Source organism: Bradyrhizobium sp. 192, from assembly GCF_023100965.1.
Classification (GTDB): Bacteria; Pseudomonadota; Alphaproteobacteria; order Rhizobiales; family Xanthobacteraceae; genus Bradyrhizobium; species Bradyrhizobium symbiodeficiens.
Genome location: NZ_CP064690.1, coordinates 5086067 through 5109580 on the forward strand (window position 1 = coordinate 5086067; position 23514 = coordinate 5109580).

Below are 23514 nucleotides of genomic sequence, written 5' to 3' on the forward strand. Positions count from 1 at the left end.
CCGACGCTTGATGCGCCAGACTGTGCCGACGAATTCTGAAGGATCATTCGCGACGCTGCGGAGTGAAAATCCCGCGCGCCGCCTTGGCCCTGAAGCTTCCGGTTCGGCAAGGCGCGAGAGACGGCGTTTCGGCCTTCCCCTCACCCCCGAATCAGGTGGACCGTCGCGTCACCCGGCAGCGCAGCTCGCGCCCACGGTGAAAAGCGCCCGCCGCCGCCAAGAGTTAAGACATGCCCAACAAGATGTTGATCGATGCCACCCACCCGGAGGAGACCCGGGTCGTCGTGGTCCGCGGCAATCGCGTCGAAGAGTTTGATTTCGAGACCGCGCAACGCAAGCAACTGCGCGGGAATATCTACCTCGCCAAGGTCACAAGGGTCGAACCCTCGCTCCAGGCCGCCTTCGTCGAATATGGCGGCAACCGCCACGGCTTCCTCGCTTTCAGCGAAATCCATCCCGACTATTATCAGATCCCGGTCGCCGACCGGCAGGCGCTGATCGAGGCCGAGGAACAGGCCCATCGCGAGGCCGAGGAAGAGAGCGAGAACCGCTCCAACGGCCGCCGCCGCTCGCGCCACCGCAACTCCCGCCGCCGCGGTCATGGCGAACGCGTCCGTAGCGATGTCGTTGAAGGCACCGATCCCACGGCCCAGCCGGTCGAGGGCGAGGCCATGTTCGCCGAAGGCGCGTCGCACGAAGGCGAGCATCTGCACGCCGATGCGGAGCATCCGGGCGAGCACGATCATCACGACCACGAACATGGCGATCATGATCACCACGATCATGACCACGAAGGACACGCGCACGACCATCATCATGCCCATGGTGACGATCACGCGCATGATCATGACCATGGTCACGATCATGACGAGTATCATCATGCCGATGAGACCCCCGCGCCTGTCGCGGCCGTCGGCGCCGAACCCGTGGTTGCTGCCGAACCGCAGGAGGCCCAGACCTTCGAGGCTCACGCCTCCTATTCCCACGAAACGCATGCCGAGGATCTCGCCGAAGCCGTGACCGCTTCAACTGAGCCGGCCGACGCCGTCTACGGCGAGGCCCCTCATGCCGAGGCTGCGGAAACAACCGGCGAAGACGACGAGGATGAGGACGAGGACGACGAGGAAGCCGAAGAGGAAGTCGTTGAATCCGTCGGCGGCGACGACGTGCTGGAGGAAGTGCCGGAGCGCACCTTCCGCCCGCGCCGCCAGTACAAGATCCAGGAAGTCATCAAGCGCCGCCAGGTCATGCTGGTGCAGGTCGTCAAGGAAGAGCGCGGCAACAAGGGCGCGGCGCTGACCACCTACCTCTCGCTCGCCGGCCGCTATGCCGTGTTGATGCCGAACACCGCGCGCGGCGGCGGCATCAGCCGCAAGATCACCAGCGCCCAGGACCGTTCGCGCCTGAAGGAAGTGGTGCAGGATCTCGACGTGCCGGAAGGCATGGGCATCATCCTGCGCACCGCCGGCGCCGCCCGCACCAAGCCCGAGATCAAGCGCGACTTCGAATATCTGATCCGGATGTGGGAGACGGTGCGCGACCTGACGCTGAAGTCGCAGGCTCCGACCCTCGTCTACGAGGAAGGCTCGCTGATCAAGCGATCGCTGCGCGACCTCTACAACAAGGAGATCGACGAGATCTCGGTGGCCGGTGAAGCCGGCTACCGCGAAGCCCGCGACTTCATGAAGATGCTGATGCCCGCCAATGTCAGCGCGGTGAAACAGTATCGCGACGGCCAACCGCTGTTCTCGCGCATGGGCGTCGAAAGCCAGCTCGACGCGATGTTCTCGCCGACCGTGCAGCTGCGCTCCGGCGGCTACATCGTGATCAACCAGACCGAGGCGCTGGTCTCGATCGACGTCAACTCCGGCCGCTCGACCCGCGAGCACCATATCGAGGACACCGCGCTCAAGACCAATCTGGAAGCGTCCGAAGAGGTCGCCCGCCAGCTTCGTCTGCGCGACCTCGCCGGCCTGATCGTCATCGACTTCATCGACATGGACGAGAAGCGCAACAACCGCGCGGTCGAGCGCAAGCTGTCGGACTGCCTGCGGCAGGACCGCGCGCGCATCCAGGTCGGCCGCATCTCGCATTTCGGCCTGCTCGAGATGTCGCGCCAGCGCATCCGCGCCAGCGTGCTCGAGAGCTCGACCGATCCGTGCCCGCATTGCGGCGGCACCGGCCATGTCCGTTCGGTGTCTTCGGTGGCTCTGCAGCTGCTGCGCGGCCTCGAAGAGATCCTGATGAAGGGCGCGACCCACAATCTGGTGGTCCGCACCCGCACCGACGTCGCGCTCTATGTGCTGAACCACAAGCGCGGCCATCTGCGCGATCTCGAGAACGGCTTCAAGGTGACGCTGTCGGTCATCGCCGACGCAAGCGTCAGCGGACCGCAGGCCTACGTCATCGACCGCGGCGAGCAGGTCCACACACTGGAAGCCGCCAAGGCACTGCTGGTGGCGCAGGCGGCCGCGAGCCCGCCCCCGCTGGCGGAAGAAGCCTTCGACGACGAGGACGGCTTCGACATCGAGACCGAATCCGAAGTCGAGACCGACGAGAGTGAAGGTCTCGCTGAAGAGGCCGCGGGCGAAGCAGGTTCCGAGCAGGACGGCCAGCGCCGCAAGCGCCGCCGGCGCCGGCGCGGCCGCGGTGGCCAGCGCGACGGCGAGTTGCGTGAGGATAGCCCTGCCACCCTTCCCGAGCCGGCTGTCGCGGCCGGCGAAGGCGAAGAGGATGCAGAGTCCGAACAGGATGGCGAAGAGGGCGAGGAGCAGGCGGCCCGCGGCGAGCAGCAGGGCAGCGCGGACCGACGCCGCCGGCGTGGTCGTCGGGGTGGACGCCGTCGGCGTGGCAGCGGCGAGGAAGGTCTTGCCGGCTCGATCGGCGACGAACTCGGTACCAGTCAGCCGTCGGAAGCGTCCGACGCAGTCGCCGATTTCGACGGCTTCAGCAGCGAGGCTGCACCCTCGATCGCCCAAGCCGAGCACACCGCCGAGCCTGAGGTCTCGCAGCCCGAGCCGCGCGCCGAGGTGCGAACCGAGGTGGCGCCGGCCCAGCCGGAGCCCGTTGCCGCGGAGGAAGAGCCCGCCGACGACAAGGCCGCGCGGCGCCGCTCCACGGTCCGGGAAAAGGTGAGCTTCCTGTCGAGCAGCCCGAGCGAGCCGGCAGCCCCGGTCGCGCAGGCGCCTGAGCCGGCCACTCCGCCGGCGGCTGAGCCCGCGCCGGAACCGGCAAGTGAAACGCCGGCCACGCCACGCCGCGCCGGCTGGTGGTCCCGCCGCTTCGGCGGCGGCGAATAAAACCGAACACGCAAGAGAAAACGCCCGGGTCAAGCCGGGCGTTTTTTGATTTGGCGAGGTCAGTTTCAATGCAAAGCGCAATCGTTCTCGGCGGCGGCATGATCGGCGTGAGCGCGGCGCTGCACCTCCAGCAGCGCGGCTGGACCGTCACGCTCGTCGACCGCAGGGAGCCGGGCCGCGAGACCAGCTACGGCAACGCCGGGATGATCCAGGCCGAAGCAGTTCGCCCCTATCCGATGCCGCGGGACCTTGCGACCCTCCTGAAGATCGCGACCGGCCGCACCAACGATGTACGCTACAGCCTGTCGTCGCTTCATCTCCATATCGAGCCCCTGCTCCGTTACTGGTGGCATTCGGCGCCGAAGCGCCATCGCGAGGCGATCGAGGCCTGGGCGCGGCTGATCGCCTACGCGACGAGCGAGCACGACATCTTCATTCGCGAGGCCCATGCCGACAATCTCATCCGCCGCGCCGGCTACCGCGCGCTGTATCGTGATGCTGCCGCCCTGGAGCACTCGATCAAGGACGCCGAACAAGACCGGAGCGAGTTCGGCGTGAATTTTCGCGTGCTCTCGGGCAGCGATCTCGCCAAGGCCGAGCCGGTCCTGCGCGACGACCTCCCCGGCGCGATCCATTGGCTCGACACCTGGACCGTGTCCGATCCCGGCGCGCTGGTCACGGCCTATGCCGAGCTGTTCGAGCGCCGCGGCGGCACCATCGTGCTCGGCGATGCGCAGTCGCTGCGGCAGACCGCGAGCGGCTGGTCGGTCGATACGGACCAGGGGCGCCTCGACGCCGCCCACGCTGTCGTGACCCTCGGGCCGTGGTCGCCCGATCTCCTCCACAAATTCGGCTATCGCATCCCCCTGGTGCGCAAGCGCGGCTATCACATGCATTACAGCGGCGGCGCTTCGCTCGACCTGCCGCTGATCGACAAGTCCGGCGGCTATGCCATGGGGCCGATGGCCAAGGGCATTCGCATCACCACGGGAGCCGAGCTAACGAGCCCTGAGGCTCTCGCCACGCCCGTACAGCTCGCCAGCGCGGAAGCATCCGCACGCGAGCTGATTGATCTCGGCAAGCGCGTCGAGCCGGATCCGTGGTTCGGCACCCGCCCCTGCACGCCCGACATGCTGCCGGTGCTCGGGCAAGCGTCGCGCCATCCGGGCCTCTGGATGAATTTCGGCCACGGCCACCAGGGCTTCACCCTCGGACCGGCGACGGGGCACCTGCTCGCGGAGATGATGAGCGGCGAGACGCCTGCGATCGATCCGACTCCGTACCGGCCGGGGCGGTTCTAAGCCCTTCGGGCAAGCTGCCTGCTTCAGTCAATCTGTTCGCTCGGCGAGCAGCTTTCTGATGCGCTCGGCGTCTTCGGGCGTCGCCGGGTTGTAGACGATCATGCTGAGATCGGAGCGGCCCTCGACGTTGAAGCTCGAAAATTCGAACGACATCATGCCGTGAACCGGGTGGCGCAGCCGCTTGGTGCCATCGCCGTGATGGCGCACGTCGTTGTCGCGCCAGAGCGCGGCGAATTCCGGACTGGTGCGGCACAGCTCATCCACGAAGTCGGCGACATGCGAGACCGCGCCCGCGCGCGCGGCATCCGCCCGGAACGCGGCCACGACGAAGCGGGCCACGCTGTCCCAATCATATTGCGCCGCGCGCACGCGCGGATCGCAGAAGATGAAGCGCAGGATGTTGCGCTGTCCCGGCGGGATCGCGCCGTAGTCCGTCAGCACGGCGGTTGCGGCACGATTCCAGGCGACGACGTCCCAGGTCGCGGTCCGCACCAGCGCCGGGCTGAATGCGAGTGCGTCGAGCACGCGCTGCAGCCGCGGCGAGACGCCTTCGCTGGCCTGGTAGCGCACCTCGGGCGGGCGGCCGAGGCCGATCAGGAACAAATGCTCGCGCTCGACATCGGTCAGCATCAACGCGCGGGCGATGCGGTCGAGCACGTCGGCCGACGGTGCTCCGCCGCGGCCCTGCTCCAGCCACGTGTACCAGGTCGGGCTGATATTGGCGCGCTGCGCCACCTCCTCGCGACGCAAGCCGGGCGTGCGCCTGCGACTGCCGGCAAGGCCGAACGCGGCGGCATCGAGCCTGGTGCGGCGATCCCGGAGATAGGCCCCGAGCAGGTTCTCGGCGGTGGCGGTCTCGCTCATGCTGTTAGCTATTATACCCTGATAACGTCACTACTTTACCCGGATATTTGTAATGCGGATGGTCGTCTCCACCAACCCCTCGCCGCCAATTCCTGGAGATTGCTCATGCGTGTCTTCGTCACCGGCGCCACCGGCTTCGTCGGCTCCGCCGTCGTTGCCGACCTGATCGCCGCCGGGCACCGCGTCGCCGGCCTTGCCCGGACGGATGCCGGTGCCGCCGCCCTCACCGCGATGGGCGCGGAGGTCCATCACGGCTCGCTGGAGGATCACGCCTCCTTGCGCAGCGGCGCGGCTGCCTCCGACGGCGTGCTGCACCTCGCATTCAACCACGACTTCTCGAAATTCACCGAGAATTGCGAACTCGACCGCCGTGCGATCCTCGCGCTCGGCGACGAACTGAATGGCTCCGAGCGTCCGCTGATCGTCACCTCGGGCGTCGCGCTGCTCGCGCCCGGACGGCTCGCGACCGAGGACGATGCGGCGGCCCGCCACTTTCCGCGCGTGTCGGAAGCGACCGCCGAAGAGCTCGCCGACCGAGGCGTCCGCGCCGGCATCGTGCGGCTGCCGCCCACGACCCATGGCGAGGGCGACCACGGCTTTGTCCCGCGCCTGATTGCGATCGCCCGGGAGAAAGGAGCTGCAGCCTATATCGGCGACGGCATGAACCGCTGGCCGGCCGCCCATCGCCTCGATGCCGCGCGCGTCTATCGCCTCGCGCTCGAACAAGGCGCATCCGCTCGCCGCTATCACGCCATTGGCGAGGAAGGCGTGCCGTTCAAGGTGATCGCGGAGGTGATCGGCAAGAGGCTCGGCGTGCCCGTGGTCTCGAAATCTCCCGACGACGCCGAATCTCATTTCGGCTGGTTCGCGCGGTTTGCGGCCGTCGACGTTCCGACCTCGAGCGCGAAGACGCGGGCTGCGCTCGGCTGGGCGCCCAAAGAAAAAGGGCTGATCGAAGATCTCGACCAGCCCCATTACTTCAAGGTCTGACAACGCAGCTCGTGTCGTCAGATCCAGATCAGTCCGTCGTGATCGCCGTCTCCATGTCGGTCGGATCGATCTGCCTGGAGAGGTTGGCGTTCAGCTTGTCGCGGTCGAGCTCACCCTCCCACCAGGCGACGATCACGCAGGCGACGCCGTTGCCGCACAGGTTGGTCAGCGCGCGGCACTCGCTCATGAACTTGTCGATGCCGAGCACGATCGCCATGCCCGGCACGAGGCGCGGATCGACCACGGCCAGCGTCGCCGCCAGGGTGATGAAGCCCGCGCCGGTGATTCCGGAGGCGCCCTTCGAGGTCAGCATCGCCACGACCAGGATGGTCAGTTGCTGGCTGAAGCTGAGATCGACGCCGAGTGCCTGCGCGATGAAGAGCGTCGCCAGCGTCATGTAGATGTTGGTGCCGTCGAGATTGAACGAATAACCCGTCGGCACGACGAGCCCGACCACCGACTTGGAGCAGCCGAGCCGCTCCAGCTTCTCCATCATGGACGGAAGCGCGCTTTCCGAGGATGAGGTGCCGAGCACGATCAGGAGTTCGTCCTTGATGTAGGCCAGGAACTTGAAGATCGAGAACCCGGCGATGCGCGCGATGATTCCGAGCACCACGAACACGAACAGCGCTGCGGTGACGTAGAACGTGGCGATCAGCCCGATCAGGTTACCGAGCGCCGTCGGTCCGTACACGCCGATCGTATAGGCCATCGCGCCGAACGCGCCGAACGGCGCTGCGCGCATCACGATGGAGATGACACCGAACACCGCATGCGCGGCGTCGTCGATGAAACTGCGGATGGTGTGGCCGCGCTCGCCGAGGCTCATGATGGCGAAGCCGAACAGCACCGAGAACAACAACACCTGAAGGATCTCACCCTGGGCGAACGCACCGACCACGGTATCGGGAATGATATGCAGGACGAATTCGGAACTCCTTTGCGCCTTGGCCTGATCTGCGAACTTTGCAACCGCCTGCGCATTCGCCGCCGCGTTGCCGAAGCCGGCGCCGGGCTTGACGAGGTTGCCAACGACAAGTCCGATCAACAATGCGAAGGTCGAGACGACCTCGAAATAGACCAGCGCCTTGACGCCGATGCGGCCGACCTTCTTGGCATCCTGGATATGGGCGATGCCCGAGACCACGGTGCAGAAGATGATCGGTGCGATCACCATCTTGATCAGCTTGATGAAGCCGTCGCCGAGCGCCTTGATCCATTCGTTCTTGGCGAATTCCGGCCAGAGCCAGCCAACGATGGCGCCGAGCACGATGGCGATCAGCACCTGGACGTAGAGAACTTTGTACCACGGCTTGGCGACGGGCGGCGCGACCGGCGCCCCCGTCATGACGGTCGTCGTCATCGTTTCACTCCCCTCAAAACACTGGGCCAGCCAAGATCAACTTGGCCGGCCCTGTCAATCGGAACTGCCCGCGCTTGCGCGTTTTACCGGCGGCGATCGATCAGTCTGCGCGCTGCCGGCATCAACGTTGCGCCAAGCGCATTCTTCACCAGCGAGGCCGCAACGAACGGCACGATGCCGACCTGAAAGGCCTTCGCAGCGCCAAGCCCGAGGCCGAACGCCAGCCAGCCAAAGCCAGCCGCCAGAATGACGATATGGCCGACAGCCATCGCTGCGAACAGCAGCATCACGCTGCGATCCCAACCACGTTCGGCGAGCCAGCCGGTCACGAAAGCGGCCGCAATGAAGCCGAACAGATAGCCCGCGGTCGGTCCGACCAGCGGCGCAATGCCACCGATCGGCCCGGCAAACACCGGCGCCCCGAGCGCGCCTTCCACGAGGTAGGCGACCATGGTTGCGCTGCCAAGACGCCAGCCATAGGCAGCGCCGATCATCAGCACCACCAGCGTCTGCAACGTCATGGGCACATAGGGCAGCGGCAGGTTGACCTTAGCCGACAGCGCCATCAATGCGGTGCCGAGTGCAACCAGAACGACGGCACGCACCGCGCCGACGGTTTCGCCCGGTCGGGTCGGCCACATCAATGCGGCGAGAGGAAAATGCGGCGTGGCAGAGGTCGGGACAGATCGGTCAGACAAGATGAACTCCGGAATTGGTCGAAACTGGCGGCTATTTAAGCCAGTGAGCGATCCGGTCAACTGCCTCGCGCATCTCGCCGGGCGAGCGCGCATAGGAAAGACGAATGAAAGAGCGGCCGTGAACGGGATCGAAATCGAGCCCCGGCGTGGCCGCGACGCGTGCCTGTTCGAGCATCTGCTTGGCGAATTCGAAACTGTCGGAGGTGAAGTCCGAGACGTCGGCATAGAGATAAAATGCACCATCGGCCGGCAGGAATTTGGTGAGGCCGGCTTTCGGCAAACCCTCGATCAAAATCCGCCGGTTTTCGTGATAGCCGTGCTTGATCGCCTCCATCTCGGCTGCACCGTCGAAGGCGGCTTCAGCGGCAATCTGCGAGAGCGACGGCACCGAGATCGAGAGGTTCTGCTGCAGCCGCTCGATCGGCCGCACCAGGATGTCAGGCACGACCATCCAGCCGACGCGCCAGCCGGTCATGCAAAAATACTTCGAGAACGAGTTGATCACGAGTGCGTGCTCGGAAAGCGCCGCTGCGGTGACTGCCGGAAACGCATAATCGAGCCCGTGATAGATCTCGTCAGAGATGAAGCGGATGCCGGCGTCTTCGGCAGCCGCCATCAGGCCGGCGAGCGCTTCGCGCGACATCATGGTCCCCGTCGGATTGGCGGGGCTGCCGACCAGCACACCCTTCAGCGGCGCTTTGCGATGCGCCGCGAGCAACGCCTCGCCGGTGAGCGCATGGCGCGTCTCGTGGGTGGTCTCGATCAGCACCGGCTCGCAGCCGAGCGCAGTGAGAATATGGCGATAAGGCGGATAGCCCGGCACCGTCACGGCGACGCGGTCGCCGGGCTCGAACATCGACAGGAAGGCCAGGATGAACCCGCCCGAGGAGCCGGTGGTCACCACAATCCGGTCAGGGCTGACGTCGCAGCCATAGGCATCGCGATAATGGCGCGCGATGCGCTGCCGCAGGCTGGGAATGCCAAGCGCTGAGGTATAGTCGATCCGCCCGGCCTCCAGCGCCGCATGGGCGGCTGCGATCGCGGTGCTGGGTGCGCCGGCGGCGGGCTGGCCGACCTCCATATGGATGACATGCCCCCCGGCGGCCTCGATTCGGGCCGCCGCGGCCATGACGTCCATTACCATGAACGGGGGAACATCGCTGCGGCGGGAGGGCTCGAGCCACTGCCCCAACCGGGTCCTCAATGTCGCATCGTGCATCGATTTCTGCTATTTCGCTGGCGGACCGGTGCGTCCGGTCCGGAAAACGGAGCGCTTGCGCCCCAGACTGGCCGCATTGTACGGCTCATAAGGGTAACGCTCGTAAGGGCATATCGCGTATCCGGTCCGCCGCCAATCGCCAAAACCAATCACGAAACTGCTGTCCAGACCGTTTGACCAAGACCGTTTGATGTCGTTCCAGATCGCATTGCGCAAGAAGGCCTCCGCCCTCACCGCCCTCGTCACGGCTGCGGCGATCGCGCTGCTGCCGCTCCCGGCGGCGCGGGCGCAGCAGAAGGGGCCGCCGGTCCTGCGCGATACCGAGACCGAGCAGCTGCTGCGCGAATACACGCGCCCGATCCTGCGCGCCGCGGGTCTGGAGAAGCAGAACATCCAGATGGTGATCATCAACGACAGTTCGTTCAACGCGTTCGTCGCCGACGGCCGCCGCATCTTCGTCAATTACGGCGCGATCCTTCAATCGGAGACGCCGAACCAGATCATCGGCGTGCTCGCGCACGAGACCGGGCATCTGGCCGGTGGCCATCTGTCCAAGCTGCGCGAGCAGCTCGCGGCCGCCCAGACCCAGATGATCATCGCGATGCTGCTCGGCGCCGGCGCGATCGCCGCGGGCAGCACCCAGCGCAGCAGCGCCGGCAACAACGGGCTCGCCAATGCCGGCGCCGCTGTGATCGCCGCTCCGCAGGAGGTGATCCGCCGGACGCTGCTGTCCTACCAGCGCCAGCAGGAGGAGAACGCCGACCGCGCCGGCGTGAAATTCCTGACCGCGACCCAGCAATCGCCGAAGGGCATGTACGAGACCTTCAAGCGCTTCACCAGCGAGAGCCTGTTCGCGTCGCGCGGCGCCGATCCCTATCTTCAGTCGCATCCGATGCCGGCCGAGCGCGTCGCCGCGCTTCAGGAACTCGCCAGTTCCAGCCCCTATTGGAACAAGAAGGACGATCCCGCGCTGCAGCTCCGCCACGACATGGTTCGTGCCAAGATCTCCGCGTTCATGGAGCGGCCGGAAACGGTGTACCGCCGCTATCCCCAGACCAACGACAGCATGCCGGCACGTTATGCCCGCGCCATCAGCACCTATCTGCACGGGGATTTGCGCAGCGCGCTCGCGCAGATCGACGCGCTGATCCAGGTCCAGCCCAACAATCCGTACTTTTACGAGGTCCGCGGCCAGGCCCTGTTGGAAAGCGGCAAGCCGGCCGAGGCGATCGCTCCGCTGCGCAAGGCCGCACAGCTTTCCAACAACGCCCCCCTCATCGAGATGTTACTTGGGCAGGCTCTGGTTGGAACCGATAATAAGGCCTACACCGATGACGCCGTTCGGATTCTCCGCGGTGCGGTAGCCCGAGAACCCGAGGCGGTGCTCGGCTATACCCAGCTCGCGATGGCCTACGGCCGGAAGGGCGACTATGCCGAAGCGGATCTCGCCTCGGCGCAAGCCGCTTACCTGCGCGGCGACAACAAGACCGCCCGCGAGCTCGCCACGCGCGCGAAAACCCGTTTCGCCGTCGGCACGCCCGGATGGGTCAGGGCCGACGACATCGTGGCGGCGAAGCCGCCACGCAACTGACGTAACTCGAACGACGCCCGATACCACGACGTCACGACACCGAGCTTAAGTCCGCCGGGACGTATTCCGAAACCTGCTTTGGATAAGAGGATTTACCCATGCCTTCGCTGCGCCTGCTTGCTCCCGCGCTGTTTGCGCTCGCTTTGTTCGGCGCGGCCGCGCCCGCCTCGGCCGACAGTTTCTCCGATGGCCAGCGCACCGATATCGAGAAGATCATCAAGAACTATCTCGTCAGCCATCCCGAGGTGCTCGAAGAGGCGATGGCCGAGCTCAGCAAGCGCCAGGCCGCGGCCGAGACGCAGAAGCACGAGGCCAGCGTCACGCAGAATGCGGACGCGATCTTCAACTCGCCGCGCCAGGTCGTGCTCGGCAACAAGGACGGCGACGTCACCTTCGTCGAGTTCTTCGATTACAATTGCGGCTACTGCAAGCGCGCGATGGACGACATGCTCACCCTGATGAAAAGCGATCCGAAGCTGAAGGTGGTGCTGAAGGAGTTTCCGGTGCTGAGTCAGGGCTCGGTCGAGGCGGCGCAGGTGGCGGTTGCCGTGCGCATGCAGGATCCCTCCGGCAAGAAATATCTCGACTTCCACCAGAAGCTGCTCGGCGGCCGCGGCGCCGCCGACAAGGCGCGCGCGCTTCAAGCCGCCAAGGAAGCCGGCCTCGACACCGCCAGGATCGAGAAGGACCTCGCCAGCCCCGAGGTGCGCGCCACCATCGAGGAGAACTTCAAGCTCGCCGAAGCCATGGGCATGAACGGCACGCCGAGCTACGTGATCGGCAAACAGATCGTGATCGGCGCCGTCGGCGTCGAAGGCCTGAAGGAAAAGATCGGCATTGCCCGCTGTGGCAAGGCGACCTGCTGATCACACGATCTACGATATTGACGACCCAAAGGCCGGCTGAAAAAGCCGGCCTTTTTCTTGCGCGCCGAACGTTGGCAGCTTCGTGCAAAGTCATTCATCTGGCGTTCAACAAACAAATGCCGCGGAACAGCCGAAGTTCCGGAACAACTCAAATCCCCTTTCGTTGTCGGCGCGGGCAATGACGCAAAGAACCACGTGAGGAGAATTCGATGTTGAACCGCTTTATGATCTCGGTTGCCGCGGCCGCACTCGTCGCCGGCGCCGGTGTGGCGAACGCACAGGGCATGAAAGGTGACACCGGTGGTGCGGCCGGCGCACAGCCGACGCAGCACGCGCAGCCTTCGGGTGGTGCGGCAGACCATGGCGGCGCCATGGGCAGGGACAAGGGCACTGTCGGCCAGGCCGGCGGCGCCATGAAGCCCGGCGGAGCCGCCGAGGAGAAGTCGTCCGGCACCATGGAGAAATCCGGCGGGATGGAAAAGTCCGGTGCGATGAACAAGAACGCGGCCGACGACAAGGCCGGCGCGAGCAAGGGCGACGTCAAGGGTGAGCACGCCCAGGGCGCCCAGGACAAGTCGAAGAGCATGAGTTCGGACTCGACGACCAAGTCGGATTCCACCAAGTCCGGCGCGAAGGACATGAAGGCCGAGGACAACAAGGCGGGCGGCGCCGCCAAGAGCAACAATGCCGAGAACCGTCCGGGCACCACCGACAGCAAGTCTCAGACCACCACGGGTAACGCCCCCGCGACCGCGGCTGCGCCGCCCGCAGAGAAGCGGACTGAAATCTCGACGGCGATCAAGTCGGCCAAGATCCAGGAGACCACCAACGTCAACTTCAACATCTCGGTCGGCACCGCGATCCCGGCATCGGTCCACGTCCATCCGCTGCCGCCCCGGATCGTGGAGATCTATCCGCAATGGCGTGGCTATGAAGTCATCTACGTCCGCGGCCAGTACGTGATCGTCCGTCCGCAGACGCGCGAGATCGTCTACATCATCGAAGGCTAAGCTGCCTCGCTGAACCCCAAATGGGCCCTTGCCGAAACATCGGCAGGGGCCTTTTTCCTATGCGTCGCCCTCCCCGGCGAGCCTCCCTCCGGCAGCCACGATTGGAACTGGTTAACAAGCAATTTCCGTGGCTTGCGCACAGGTTTTTGCACCGGGGATGAGGTACCTGAAGGCCCTTGGGAGGCCCTTCAAGGCTTCCCCTAGGCCGCTTTGTTACCTATAACCCCCGCCACGCCGAAGCACCTGCCGGGATAGGAATGGCCGAACCAGCAACCGATACGATCCTCGTTCTCAACGGGCCGAACCTCAACATGTTGGGGACGCGCGAGCCCGAGAAGTACGGCCAGGCCACGCTGGCCGACGTCGAGGCGCTGTGCCGGGACACGGCCGCCAGTTTCGGCCTCAAGGCTGACTGCCGGCAGTCCAATCGCGAGGGCGAGCTGATCGACTTCGTCCACGAGGCGCATGCCCGCAAGATGAAGGGCATCATCGTCAATGCCGGCGGCTATTCGCACACCTCGATCGCGCTGCACGACGCGCTGTTAGCGGTTCAGATCCCGACGGTCGAAGTGCATGTGACCAACATCCACGCCCGCGAGAGCTTTCGTCACCACTCCTACACCGCGCGCGCGGCTTTCGCCTCGCTCTGCGGATTCGGCATCGAGGGCTACCGCCTCGCCATCCAGGGCCTTGCCGCCAAGCTTGCCATCAAGCCCAAAGCCTGAAGCCCCCTTCATCAAACAGAACATTCGGATCAAACAACATGGCGCGCCAGCCAGACGACAAAGCAGCCGCAAAGTTTTCTAGCGAGGATTCCGCGCTCGTCCGCGAGCTCGCCCTGCTGCTCGATGAGACCAGTCTCACCGAGATCGAGATCGAACGGGCAGGCCTGCGCCTGCGCGTCGCCCGCAACATCAGCGTTGCCGCGACCATGCCAATGCAGATGGCAGCCGCTCCCGCCGCCCTGCCGGCAGCCTCCGCCGCGCCTGCCGCCACCGGACCCGACCTGTCGAAGCATCCCGGCGCCGTCAGTTCGCCGATGGTCGGCACCGCCTATTGGTCACCGGAGCCCGGCGCCAAGCCGTTCATCGAGGTCGGCAGCAAGGTTTCGGTCGGACAGACGCTGCTGATCATCGAAGCCATGAAGACCATGAACCAGATCCCCTCGCCGCGCGCCGGCACGGTGACGCAGATCCTGGTCGAGGACGGCCAGCCGGTCGAGTACGGCGAGCCGCTGGTGATTATTGAGTAAGCGAATGGGGAATAGCGAATAGCGAATGGTCCACCCCTTCCCTACTCGCCATTCGCCACTCGCCATTCGCGACAGGACACCATGTTCGACAAAATACTCATAGCCAATCGCGGCGAGATCGCCCTTCGCATCCTCAGGGCCTGCAAGGAGCTCGGCATCGCGACCGTCGCCGTGCACTCCACCGCCGACGCCGACGCCATGCATGTGCGCCTGTCGGACGAGAGTGTTTGCATCGGACCGCCGGCGTCCAAGGACAGCTATCTCAACGTGCCCGCGCTGCTCGCGGCCTGCGAGATCACGGGCGCCGATGCCGTGCATCCCGGTTACGGCTTCCTGTCCGAGAATGCCCGCTTTGCGGAGATCCTCTCAGAGCACAATCTGCATTTCATCGGTCCCAAGGCCGAGCACATCCGCCTGATGGGCGACAAGATCGAGGCGAAGAAGACCGCCAAGAAGCTCGGCATTCCCGTGGTGCCCGGCTCGGACGGTGCGGTCGGCCCCGATGACGACGCGCTGGGGATCGCCAGGACGATCGGCTTTCCAGTGCTGGTGAAAGCAGCGGCCGGCGGCGGTGGCCGCGGCATGAAGGTGGCGCACAGCGAGGCCGACCTCCTGATGGCGCTGTCGACGGCGGCCAACGAAGCCAAATCCGCCTTCGGCGATGCCTCCGTCTATCTCGAAAAATATCTCCAGAAGCCGCGCCACATCGAGATCCAGATTCTCGGCGACGGTCGCGGCGGCGCGATCCATCTCGGCGAGCGCGACTGCTCGCTGCAACGCCGTCACCAGAAGGTCTGGGAAGAGGGCCCCTCGCCTGTCCTTTCCGCCGCCGCGCGCGCCAAGATCGGCGAAACCTGCGCCAAGGCGATGCGCGACATGAAATATCTCGGCGTCGGCACCATCGAATTCCTCTACGAGGACGGCGAGTTCTACTTCATCGAGATGAACACCCGCATCCAGGTCGAGCATCCCGTCACCGAGAGCATCACCGACATCGACCTCGTGCTGGAGCAGATCCGCATCGCGGCCGGCGGCGATTTGCCGGCAAGGCAGGAAGACATCCAGGTCATCGGCCATGCGATCGAGTGCCGCATCAACGCCGAGAATCCCCAGACCTTCCGCCCCTCGCCCGGCCGCATCTTGCAATACCATCCGCCCGGCGGCCTCGGCGTCCGCATCGATTCCGCGGTCTACCAAGGCTACACGATCCCGCCCTATTACGATTCCCTGGTCGGCAAGCTGATCGTGCACGGCAAGACCCGCGCCGAATGCTTGATGCGATTGCGCCGGGCCCTGGACGAGATGGTCGTGGAAGGCATCGAGACCACGCTGCCGCTGTTCCGCGCGCTGGTGCGGGAAGACGACATCATCAACGGCGACTATCACATCCACTGGCTGGAACAGTACCTCGCCGGCAAGACGGAACCCGCTCCGCGATAAATCCGCTTTCGTCGTGGAACCCTTTGGCCCCCATCGCGTTCTCGACGCGGGACAGTTCCAAGGGGGCGTTTTGACTTCCGCTGAGTGTGACAGAGCGAGGCCGTGGTGACGGCCAAAGCCCAACGACGGCGCGCATTTTGGCAGATCCTGCTGTTTTCAGCGGGACTTTTGGTGCTGACAGGCATCAGCGCGGGTTCAGTCTATCTCGTCAACAAGGCGAGAGATGACAACAAATGGGTGGTTCACACCATCGAGGCGGAGAACCAGATCAACGCCCTGCTGTTGGAAATCCGGCGTGCGGAAAGTGCCGCGCGCGGCTACCTCCTGACGCAAGAAGCGGTTTTCAGGATCGACCATGAGAGGGCGATCGCGGCAATAATGCCGGCCCTCGACAGGCTCACGCGCCTGACCGGCGACAACCCGGTGCAGCGCGAAAGCATCGCGAAACTCAGCGAGGCGATCAAGACCCGGCTCGGGCAGTTCGGGCAAGAGATGGGTTTCATCGCTCAGGGTCAGCCGGAGAAGGCCGCCGCGGTCGTCCGTGAGGTTGCCTCCACTGACGCGACCGCCGAGATCGCCAAAATCGCCTCTGGGATGCTCCAGGAGGAGGAACGGCTATTCCGGCAACGCTCGGAAAACGCCGACCGTAGCCAGACATTCGCGGCCTCGATGACCGGGATCGGCTCCGGCCTCGTCGTGGTGCTGGCGCTGATCTCGATCTGGCTGGTGCGGCGCTCGGCTCGCGCCCGAGACGAGGCTGAAGCGCGGCTCCGCGATGCCAATTTCAATCTCGAATCCATCGTCGACGCGCGCACGGCCGATTTGCGCGAGGCCAACGACGAGATCCAGCGCTTTGCCTATATCGTCAGTCACGATCTGCGCTCGCCGCTCGTCAACATCATGGGCTTCACCAGCGAGCTCGAAGAGCTCAGCGGCGATGTCTTCCGCCGCATCGGCGGCCTCACCCAAGTCCCCGCCGGCGGGCCGCCGCTGGCGCCCGGCGCCCCCGGCGAGATCATGCTCGAAGCGGCCGACAAGCAGCTCTCGGACGATGTTTCTGAAGCGCTCCGGTTCATCAAGACGTCGATCGCCAAGATGGACCGGCTGATTTCGGCCATTCTGAACCTCACCCGCGAGGGCCGGCGCGAATTCCAGCCAGTGAAGATCGACACGCGCGAACTGATCGAGGCGATCGTGTCGACGCTGGCGCACCAGGCGGCCGAGGCGCAGGCCGAGATCCACATCGAGCCCCTGCCTGACATCGTGAGCGACCGCCTCGCACTCGAACAGATCTTCTCCAATCTGGTCGACAATGCGATCAAATATCTGAAGCGCGGCGTACCCGGCGAGATCAGAATCCGCGGGCGGACCAAGCTCGGCTACGCCATCTTCGAGATCAGCGACAACGGCCGCGGGATCGACCCGAAGGATCACCAGCGGATCTTCGACCTATTCCGCCGGGCGGGAACCCAGGACAAGCCTGGCCAGGGCATCGGTCTTGCGCATGTGCGTGCACTTGTGCGTCGCCTCGGCGGCACCATGTCGGTATCATCGGAACTGAACGCGGGCAGCACCTTCACCATCACGTTGCCGATCGCCTGGAACGTGAACAACCGGAACGCAGATCGATGACCCAGCCTGTCACCATCATCATGATCGAGGACGACGAGGGCCACGCCCGCCTGATCGAGCGCAACATCCGCCGCTCGGGGGTCAACAACGAGATCGTCGCGTTCCCCAACGGCACGGACGCGATGCAGCATCTGTTCGGCGCCGACGGCAGCGGACTCGTGCAGAAGGGCAACGCGCTGCTGATCCTGCTCGACCTCAACCTGCCCGACATGAGCGGGATCGACATCCTGAGGCAGATCAAGGAAAACAAATATCTGAAGGCTTCGCCCGTGGTGGTGCTGACCACCACGGACGATTCCCAGGAAATCAAGCGTTGCTACGAGCTCGGTTGTAACGTCTACATCACCAAGCCCGTCAACTACGAGAATTTCGCCAATGCCATCCGGCAGCTTGGCTTGTTCTTCTCGGTCATCCAGGTCCCGCCCGCCGCCCCATGAACCAGCGCACGCCAACCCTGCTCTACATCGACGACGACGGCGCGCTGGCGCGCCTGGTCGATCGCGGCCTGACGCGGCGCGGCTACAGGGTCATCCACGCCGCCAGCGGCGAGGACGGCCTGGAGCGCATCCGCCGCGCGTGTGCCCAAAGCAACGTCGACGGCATCATCGACGTGGTGGCACTCGACCAGTACATGCCCGGCCTCGACGGGCTGGAGACGCTGGAGCAGATCATGGCGATCCCGGGCTCGCCGCCGGTGGTATTCGTCACGGCCTCGCAGGATTCCAGCATCGCGGTCACCGCGCTGAAGGCCGGCGCGGCCGACTATCTGGTCAAGGACGTCACCGGCGATTTCATCCCCCTGCTCCACGTCGCCGCCGAAGGCGCGCTGCGCCAGGCCGAATTGCAGAGGGCACGCGAGGAAGCCGAAGCCGAGATCCACGCCTCGCGCGACCGCTACGCAGCTCTCGCCGCCGAGCGCGAAATGCTGCTGCGCGAAGTCAACCACCGCGTCGGCAACTCGCTCCAGATCATCGCCTCGCTGCTGCACCTGCAGGCAAGCTCAGCCGCCCAGGACGAGGTCAAGGCAGCGCTGACCAACGCGATGGGCCGCGTCGCCGCGGTCGCGCAGGTGCACCGCCGCCTCTACACCTCGCAAGATCTGAAGAGCGTGGTCCTGAACCAGTATCTGGACTCGCTGCTCGAGGATCTCCGCCGCTCGGCCGAAGGCAACCGGATGTCGCGCCTGACGTTGAAGGCCGAGCCGATCGAGATCGATCCCGACCGCGCGGTCGCCGTCGGCATCATCGTCAACGAACTGGTGATGAACGCGGTGAAATACGCCTATCCCGACCGCGCCGGCCCGATTCATGTGGAGTTGCACGGGCACGGCGAGGATGTCCTGCTGTCGATCACCGACAACGGCGTCGGCGACAACGTCAAGGTCGATCCGCGCTCCACCGGCATGGGCCAGCGCATCGTCGCGGCCATGGCCTCCAAGCTCGACGCCGTGGTCGAGCGCGATCCCGCCCATTCGGGAACACGGATCGTGCTGAAGTTCGCGCGCATGCCCGCAGCCCCCGGCAGGACCAGCACCGCCGCCGCGAGCTGATCTTCGCGCCCCGCCGCGCAACCCCCATCGCAACCGCATCGCGATCCTGCTATGATTGCGAACCATGACTTCGCGCGACTCCGCTCCGTCTGAAATCACACCGGCCGTGCTGCTGCGCGCCTACGCCTGCGGCATCTTTCCGATGGCCGAAAGCGCCGAAGATCCGACCCTGTTCTGGGTCGAGCCGGAGCTGCGCGGCGTCATTCCCCTCGACGGATTTCGCGTCGCCTCGCGGCTCGCGCGCACCGTGCGTTCGGATGTATTTCGCGTCACCGTCAACACCGCATTCAAGGCGACGATCGCCGGCTGCGCCGCGCCGCAGGCCGGACGCGAGGACACCTGGATCAACAAGCGCATCCGTGACCTCTATGGCGGCCTGTACGAGCTCGGTCATTGCCACAGCGTCGAGGCCTGGCAGGGCGAGGACCTCGTCGGCGGTCTGTATGGCGTGAGCCTCGGACGGGCCTTCTTCGGCGAGAGCATGTTCCACACCGCGCGCGATGCCTCCAAGGTCGCGCTGGTGCATCTGGTCGCGCGGCTGATCCATGGCGGCTTCGAGCTGCTCGACACCCAATATGTCACGGACCATCTGAAGAGCTTTGGCGCGGCCGAGATCTCGCGGCGGCGCTACACCGCGCTGCTCGACAAGGCGCTCGCGGGCGAGCCCGGCGATTTCCTGAAGCTCTCTGCGGGTGAGGCGATCCCGGGCGCACGCGCACTCGAGATCATCGCGACCAGGCAATGATCGATAGCCAGGCCGAACGGCCAAACCGCCGGGATTTGGCCTATCGGCCAAACCCGGGGATGCCGAACAGACCCGGTCGCTGCTCCGGCGGCGGAGGCGGTGCCGGTTGCTGTTGCTGGATCGGCGGCAGAGGCTGCGGCGGACGCTGTTGCACCTGCTTCGGCGCGGCCTTCTTCTGCGCGGGCGGCGGCGGCGCAGGCTTGGTCGCAGGATCCGGCGCTGCGGTCGCAATGGTCTGCTGCGGCTCTTTGCAGTCGGTGAGCCAGATGTCGTAGATCGGATGCTCGACGCCATGCAGGCCCGGGCTTGCCGCATACATCCAGCCCGAGAAGATCCGCTTCACCTCACCCTGCAAGGTGATCTCGTCGACCTCGACGAAGGCGTCGGTGTTGGCGGCTTCAGTCGCGGGCCGCGTGTAGCAGGCGTCGGTCTTGACCCTAAGCGCGCCGAACTGGACGGTCTCGCCGATCTCCTCGTCGAAATTGATGATCCGCCCGGTGATCTTGTCGAGGCCTGAGAACGTCGCCTTCTTGTTCACGATCTTCTGGGCGGGCGGCTCGGTGACGACCTCGTCGCCCGGCTGCAGGCTTGCGGGGGTCTGCGGCACGGCACCACCCGGCCCGCCCTTCTGCTGCGGCTGGCGACCCGGCGCGCCCGGCGGTGCGACCGCGGTGGACGGCAGCTGGTTTGGGGGCGCGACGGTGGAGCCCGGTGGCGGCGCCAGCGGCTGGATCTCGACCGGCCCCGGCATCACATTGCCCTGCCGTCCCTGAGGCGGAGGCATCGGGCGCGACGGCAGCACGCGGCCCTGCGGCGGCAGTTCCGGCACTTCCTCGTCGTCATCGGGGATCTGCTGCGGCTGGGGCTGGCCGCGCGGAATGTTGCCGGGCGGCCGCAGCGGCGGCGGATCGGAAAAGATCGTGCCGATCTGCGCCTGGGCCGGCGTCGCAGCCGTCAGTGCGGTGGCGGCCAAAAGCGCCGCAAAACCTGTCAGGGTAATGGTTCGAAACATCTCGCGCGGCTTCAACAGCGAATCGGGCTTGTTGGACATTTTACAGGGGATACCGCCGCTCGCAGGCCCTCCGGTTAACACGGGGAATACGGCGGGGGAAGGGCGGCATCCCTGCCCTGTCCGCCGCCCGCTGGCCAGGGCTGCTGACGGGTGGGATAGTCGGACGCCCCACCCAAGGGCGCGAGGCGCCATCGCCCCGAAAACGACGTCCAACGATAACCGGAAACCCCAGAGGTGCGCCCTTCCATGCCCGTTGTGCTCGATCCCGATGCCGCCGCCGTCTACAAGGCTTTCCAGGAGGCCGGCCGGCCTGCCTACGAAGCCCTGACCGCGCCGGAAGCGCGCGCCTATTATTCGCAGGCCCGGTTTGCCACCAACCCAGAGCCGCCCGAGCTCGCCCGGATTGCACCGCTCTCGATCCCAGCCCCACACGGGGCGATCCCCGCCCGCCTCTACGTGCCCAAGGAGCCGCGCCGGCACGACGGCCTGGCGCCGGCGCTGGTGTTCTTCCATGGCGGCGGCTGGGTGATCGGCGATCTCGACTCCCACGACGTCGTCTGCCGCCAATTGGCCGCCGCCGGCGCGCTGATCGTGATCTCGGTCGACTACCGCCTCGCGCCCGAGCACAAGTTTCCCGCTGCCGCCGAGGACGCCATCGCCGCGACCCAATGGATCGCGGCGAACGCGCGAGAGCTCGGCATCGATGCCTCGCGCCTGTCGATCGGCGGCGACAGCGCCGGCGGAAACCTCACCGCGGTCGTGGCGCTCGCCGCGCGCGACGCCGGCGGCCCCGCGCTCGCAGGCCAGGTGCTGATCTATCCCGCCACCGATTTCGCCATGACCCACGGCTCCCACAGCGAGCCCGAGACCAGCGTGCTGCTGACGCATTCGGTGATCCGCTGGTTTCGCGACCACTACCTCAATGGCGTCGCCGACATCCACGACTGGCGCGCTTCACCGGCGCGTGCGCAAAACCTGGCCGGCCTGCCGCCGGCCTATGTGCTGACCGCCGGCGCCGATCCGCTGCGCGACGAAGGCGACGAATATGCCGCGCGGCTCGAGCAGGCCGGCGTATCGGTCACGACCAAGCACTATCCCGGCCAATTCCATGGCTTCTTCACGATGGGCAAGCTGTTGCAGCAGGCCAATGTCGCCGTCGGCGAGATCGGCGCGTGGCTGAAGGGATTGGGTTAGCGAACTCCCGTAGCCCGCATGAGCGACAGCGACATGCGGGACCGCTCTCACCCCTCGCAAATATCTGTCCCGGATATCGCTGCGCTCATCCGGGCTACGCAGGCGACACTCATCGCAATGCCGTCCACCCTCCAAACGACTCTCGCCGTCCCGCTGCGCGTCCTGACATGGCTCGGCAGCCAGGGCACGCGCGGAGTCGCCGCTGTGGTCTTCATCGCGGCCGCGGTGCCACCCCTCGGCGCGCTGCTGCGTCCCTATCTCACCGAGGCAATCCTCTGCCTGCTCTGCATCTCCTTCATGCGGGTCGATCTGGCCGCCCTCTACAGCCATCTGCGCCGACCGGCGCTGGTGGCAACTGCCACGGCCTGGACCACGATCGGCGTGCCACTGATCGTCGGATTGATCGCCCAGGCAACCGGGCTCACGGCGCGCGCCCCTGGCCTTTCGCTCGCGCTGATGCTCCAGGGCATGGCCTCGCCGATGATGGCCTCTCCGGCACTGGCCGCGCTGATGGGTCTCGATGCCACGCTCGTGCTGATCACGCTGGTGACCTCGACCGCGCTGGTGCCCTTCACGGCCTCGCTGTTCGCCGGGCTCTTCCTCGGCGACATGCTCAGCGTCACGCCGTTGGCGTTGGGCCTGAAACTGCTCGGCATCCTCGCGGCCTCTCTGCTGGCCGCAACCGCCATCCGATGGATCTTCGGCGCGCAGGCGATCCAGCGTCACAAGACGCCGATCGACGGCCTCAACATCATCATCCTCTTCATGTTCGCTGCCGCGATCATGGGCGACGTCGTGCGCGACCTCCTCGCACAGCCGCTGTTCACCCTTGGCCTCGCAGCTCTCTCGTTCGCGATCTATTTCACCCTGCTCGCGGTCACCACGCTGCTGTTCCGCCGCATCGGCACCGAGCGCGCGCTCGCACTCGGACTGATGGTGTCACAGCGCAATCTCGGCCTGATGCTGGCGGCAACCGCCGGCGCATTGCCGCCCACCACCTGGCTCTATTTCGCGATGACGCAGTTTCCGATCCACCTTGCGCCATACCTGCTGATGCCGATCGCGCGGCGCTTCACGGCGCGCGCGGATGCATCCTGCGGAGCGGCGGCGAAGAGGACCAGCTAGGCAAGCGGAACGTGGAGCCGAATTCGATTGACGCAATCTACGGGCGCTCCAGATCAGGTGTCAGGCCAATCGTCCGGCCGCACGTCCTTGGCTCTTTCTTCGGCCAGGAGTCGTAACAGCGTCTGATGCCGTGCTTCATCGCGTGACGGGTCACCCTCACTGATGGCGATGAGCTTCTGATAACGTCTGATATTTTCGTGGTTTACGTAGCTCTGCATTGCGCCCTCCGACGTCTGAACAGCATGGCGCGCTGAGGCTGACACTAGCTACCCATTGCGCAGGCGGTGCAAGGGTTATCTTCGGGCGGATGGAACATGCCTCAACGGCGTTGTTCCCTTGATGACGCTTTGCGGAATTGATCCAA

At 65.7% G+C, this 23514-nt stretch carries 21 protein-coding genes; 15 read left to right on the forward strand and 6 right to left on the reverse strand.

Annotated elements, in window-relative coordinates; all coding sequences use genetic code 11:
• Nucleotides 1-230: 230 nt before the first annotated feature.
• Complete coding sequence (locus IVB24_RS23405; protein WP_247769191.1) at nt 231-3299, forward strand: ribonuclease E/G; 3069 nt, start codon at nt 231-233, stop codon at nt 3297-3299.
• 68 nt (nt 3300-3367) lie between these two features.
• Nucleotides 3368-4600, forward strand: a complete 1233-nt coding sequence (locus tag IVB24_RS23410; protein WP_247769193.1) for an FAD-binding oxidoreductase — start codon at nt 3368-3370, stop codon at nt 4598-4600.
• A gap of 27 nt (nt 4601-4627) precedes the next feature.
• On the opposite strand, the gene IVB24_RS23415 is transcribed toward IVB24_RS23410, so the two are convergent.
• Nucleotides 4628-5464 (reverse strand): helix-turn-helix transcriptional regulator, encoded by an 837-nt coding sequence (locus IVB24_RS23415; RefSeq protein ID WP_166469472.1) that lies wholly within the window; start codon nt 5462-5464, stop codon nt 4628-4630.
• 105 nt (nt 5465-5569) lie between these two features.
• Here IVB24_RS23415 and IVB24_RS23420 point away from each other — a divergent pair, with 105 nt between their 5' ends.
• Nucleotides 5570-6454 carry an SDR family oxidoreductase gene (locus tag IVB24_RS23420; RefSeq protein WP_247769195.1) on the forward strand — a complete coding sequence of 295 codons (885 nt, stop codon included), beginning with the start codon at nt 5570-5572 and terminating at the stop codon, nt 6452-6454.
• 28 nt (nt 6455-6482) lie between these two features.
• Here the strand turns inward: IVB24_RS23420 and IVB24_RS23425 are convergent, their stop codons facing one another.
• The 3 genes from IVB24_RS23425 to IVB24_RS23435 form a co-directional block, all read right to left on the reverse strand.
• Nucleotides 6483-7817 carry a dicarboxylate/amino acid:cation symporter gene (locus IVB24_RS23425; RefSeq protein WP_247769197.1) on the reverse strand — a complete coding sequence of 445 codons (1335 nt, stop codon included), beginning with the start codon at nt 7815-7817 and terminating at the stop codon, nt 6483-6485.
• A gap of 83 nt (nt 7818-7900) precedes the next feature.
• Nucleotides 7901-8458 carry a biotin transporter BioY gene (locus IVB24_RS23430; RefSeq protein ID WP_140483379.1) on the reverse strand — a complete coding sequence of 186 codons (558 nt, stop codon included), beginning with the start codon at nt 8456-8458 and terminating at the stop codon, nt 7901-7903.
• Between the two features lie 88 nt (nt 8459-8546).
• Nucleotides 8547-9734, reverse strand: coding sequence for an aminotransferase class I/II-fold pyridoxal phosphate-dependent enzyme (locus tag IVB24_RS23435; RefSeq protein ID WP_247769202.1), 1188 nt, complete (start codon nt 9732-9734; stop codon nt 8547-8549).
• Between the two features lie 190 nt (nt 9735-9924).
• On the opposite strand from IVB24_RS23435, the gene IVB24_RS23440 reads away from it, so the two are divergent.
• From IVB24_RS23440 to aat, 10 genes are all read left to right on the forward strand, one after another.
• The gene (locus IVB24_RS23440; RefSeq protein ID WP_247769203.1) at nt 9925-11325 is read left to right on the forward strand and encodes a M48 family metalloprotease; all 1401 of its coding nucleotides are present in this window, start codon (nt 9925-9927) and stop codon (nt 11323-11325) included.
• A 98-nt stretch (nt 11326-11423) separates the two neighbouring features.
• Nucleotides 11424-12191 carry a DsbA family protein gene (locus IVB24_RS23445; protein WP_094974362.1) on the forward strand — a complete coding sequence of 256 codons (768 nt, stop codon included), beginning with the start codon at nt 11424-11426 and terminating at the stop codon, nt 12189-12191.
• A 209-nt stretch (nt 12192-12400) separates the two neighbouring features.
• Complete coding sequence (locus IVB24_RS23450; protein WP_247769204.1) at nt 12401-13201, forward strand: DUF1236 domain-containing protein; 801 nt, start codon at nt 12401-12403, stop codon at nt 13199-13201.
• 257 nt (nt 13202-13458) lie between these two features.
• A complete protein-coding gene (gene aroQ / locus IVB24_RS23455) occupies nt 13459-13926 on the forward strand; it encodes a type II 3-dehydroquinate dehydratase (RefSeq protein ID WP_247769205.1) in 468 nt (155 codons plus the stop codon).
• Nucleotides 13927-13964: 38 nt separating this feature from the next.
• Nucleotides 13965-14453 carry an acetyl-CoA carboxylase biotin carboxyl carrier protein gene (gene accB / locus IVB24_RS23460; RefSeq protein ID WP_094974364.1) on the forward strand — a complete coding sequence of 163 codons (489 nt, stop codon included), beginning with the start codon at nt 13965-13967 and terminating at the stop codon, nt 14451-14453.
• Between the two features lie 81 nt (nt 14454-14534).
• Nucleotides 14535-15893, forward strand: a complete 1359-nt coding sequence (gene accC / locus IVB24_RS23465; protein WP_247769206.1) for an acetyl-CoA carboxylase biotin carboxylase subunit — start codon at nt 14535-14537, stop codon at nt 15891-15893.
• 105 nt (nt 15894-15998) lie between these two features.
• Nucleotides 15999-17525: a CHASE3 domain-containing protein gene (locus tag IVB24_RS23470; RefSeq protein WP_247769207.1), complete on the forward strand. Its 1527-nt coding sequence runs from the start codon at nt 15999-16001 to the stop codon at nt 17523-17525.
• On the forward strand, nt 17522-17962 hold the full coding sequence (locus tag IVB24_RS23475) for a response regulator (RefSeq protein WP_094896865.1): 441 nt from the start codon (nt 17522-17524) through the stop codon (nt 17960-17962). The genes IVB24_RS23470 and IVB24_RS23475 overlap by 4 nt, the downstream gene beginning before the upstream one ends.
• Nucleotides 17959-19074, forward strand: coding sequence for a histidine kinase dimerization/phosphoacceptor domain -containing protein (locus IVB24_RS23480; protein ID WP_094974366.1), 1116 nt, complete (start codon nt 17959-17961; stop codon nt 19072-19074). The genes IVB24_RS23475 and IVB24_RS23480 overlap by 4 nt, the downstream gene beginning before the upstream one ends.
• Before the next feature lie 64 nt (nt 19075-19138).
• Complete coding sequence (gene aat / locus IVB24_RS23485) at nt 19139-19819, forward strand: leucyl/phenylalanyl-tRNA--protein transferase (protein WP_247769208.1); 681 nt, start codon at nt 19139-19141, stop codon at nt 19817-19819.
• 40 nt (nt 19820-19859) lie between these two features.
• On the opposite strand, the gene IVB24_RS23490 is transcribed toward aat, so the two are convergent.
• On the reverse strand, nt 19860-20870 hold the full coding sequence (locus tag IVB24_RS23490) for a DUF2155 domain-containing protein (protein ID WP_247769209.1): 1011 nt from the start codon (nt 20868-20870) through the stop codon (nt 19860-19862).
• Nucleotides 20871-21077: 207 nt separating this feature from the next.
• On the opposite strand from IVB24_RS23490, the gene IVB24_RS23495 reads away from it, so the two are divergent.
• The gene (locus tag IVB24_RS23495) at nt 21078-22025 is read left to right on the forward strand and encodes an alpha/beta hydrolase (protein WP_247769210.1); all 948 of its coding nucleotides are present in this window, start codon (nt 21078-21080) and stop codon (nt 22023-22025) included.
• A 117-nt stretch (nt 22026-22142) separates the two neighbouring features.
• A complete protein-coding gene (locus IVB24_RS23500; protein WP_247769211.1) occupies nt 22143-23150 on the forward strand; it encodes a Na+-dependent transporter in 1008 nt (335 codons plus the stop codon).
• A 53-nt stretch (nt 23151-23203) separates the two neighbouring features.
• On the opposite strand, the gene IVB24_RS23505 is transcribed toward IVB24_RS23500, so the two are convergent.
• Complete coding sequence (locus tag IVB24_RS23505; RefSeq protein ID WP_155526020.1) at nt 23204-23368, reverse strand: hypothetical protein; 165 nt, start codon at nt 23366-23368, stop codon at nt 23204-23206.
• Nucleotides 23369-23514 lie beyond the last annotated feature (146 nt).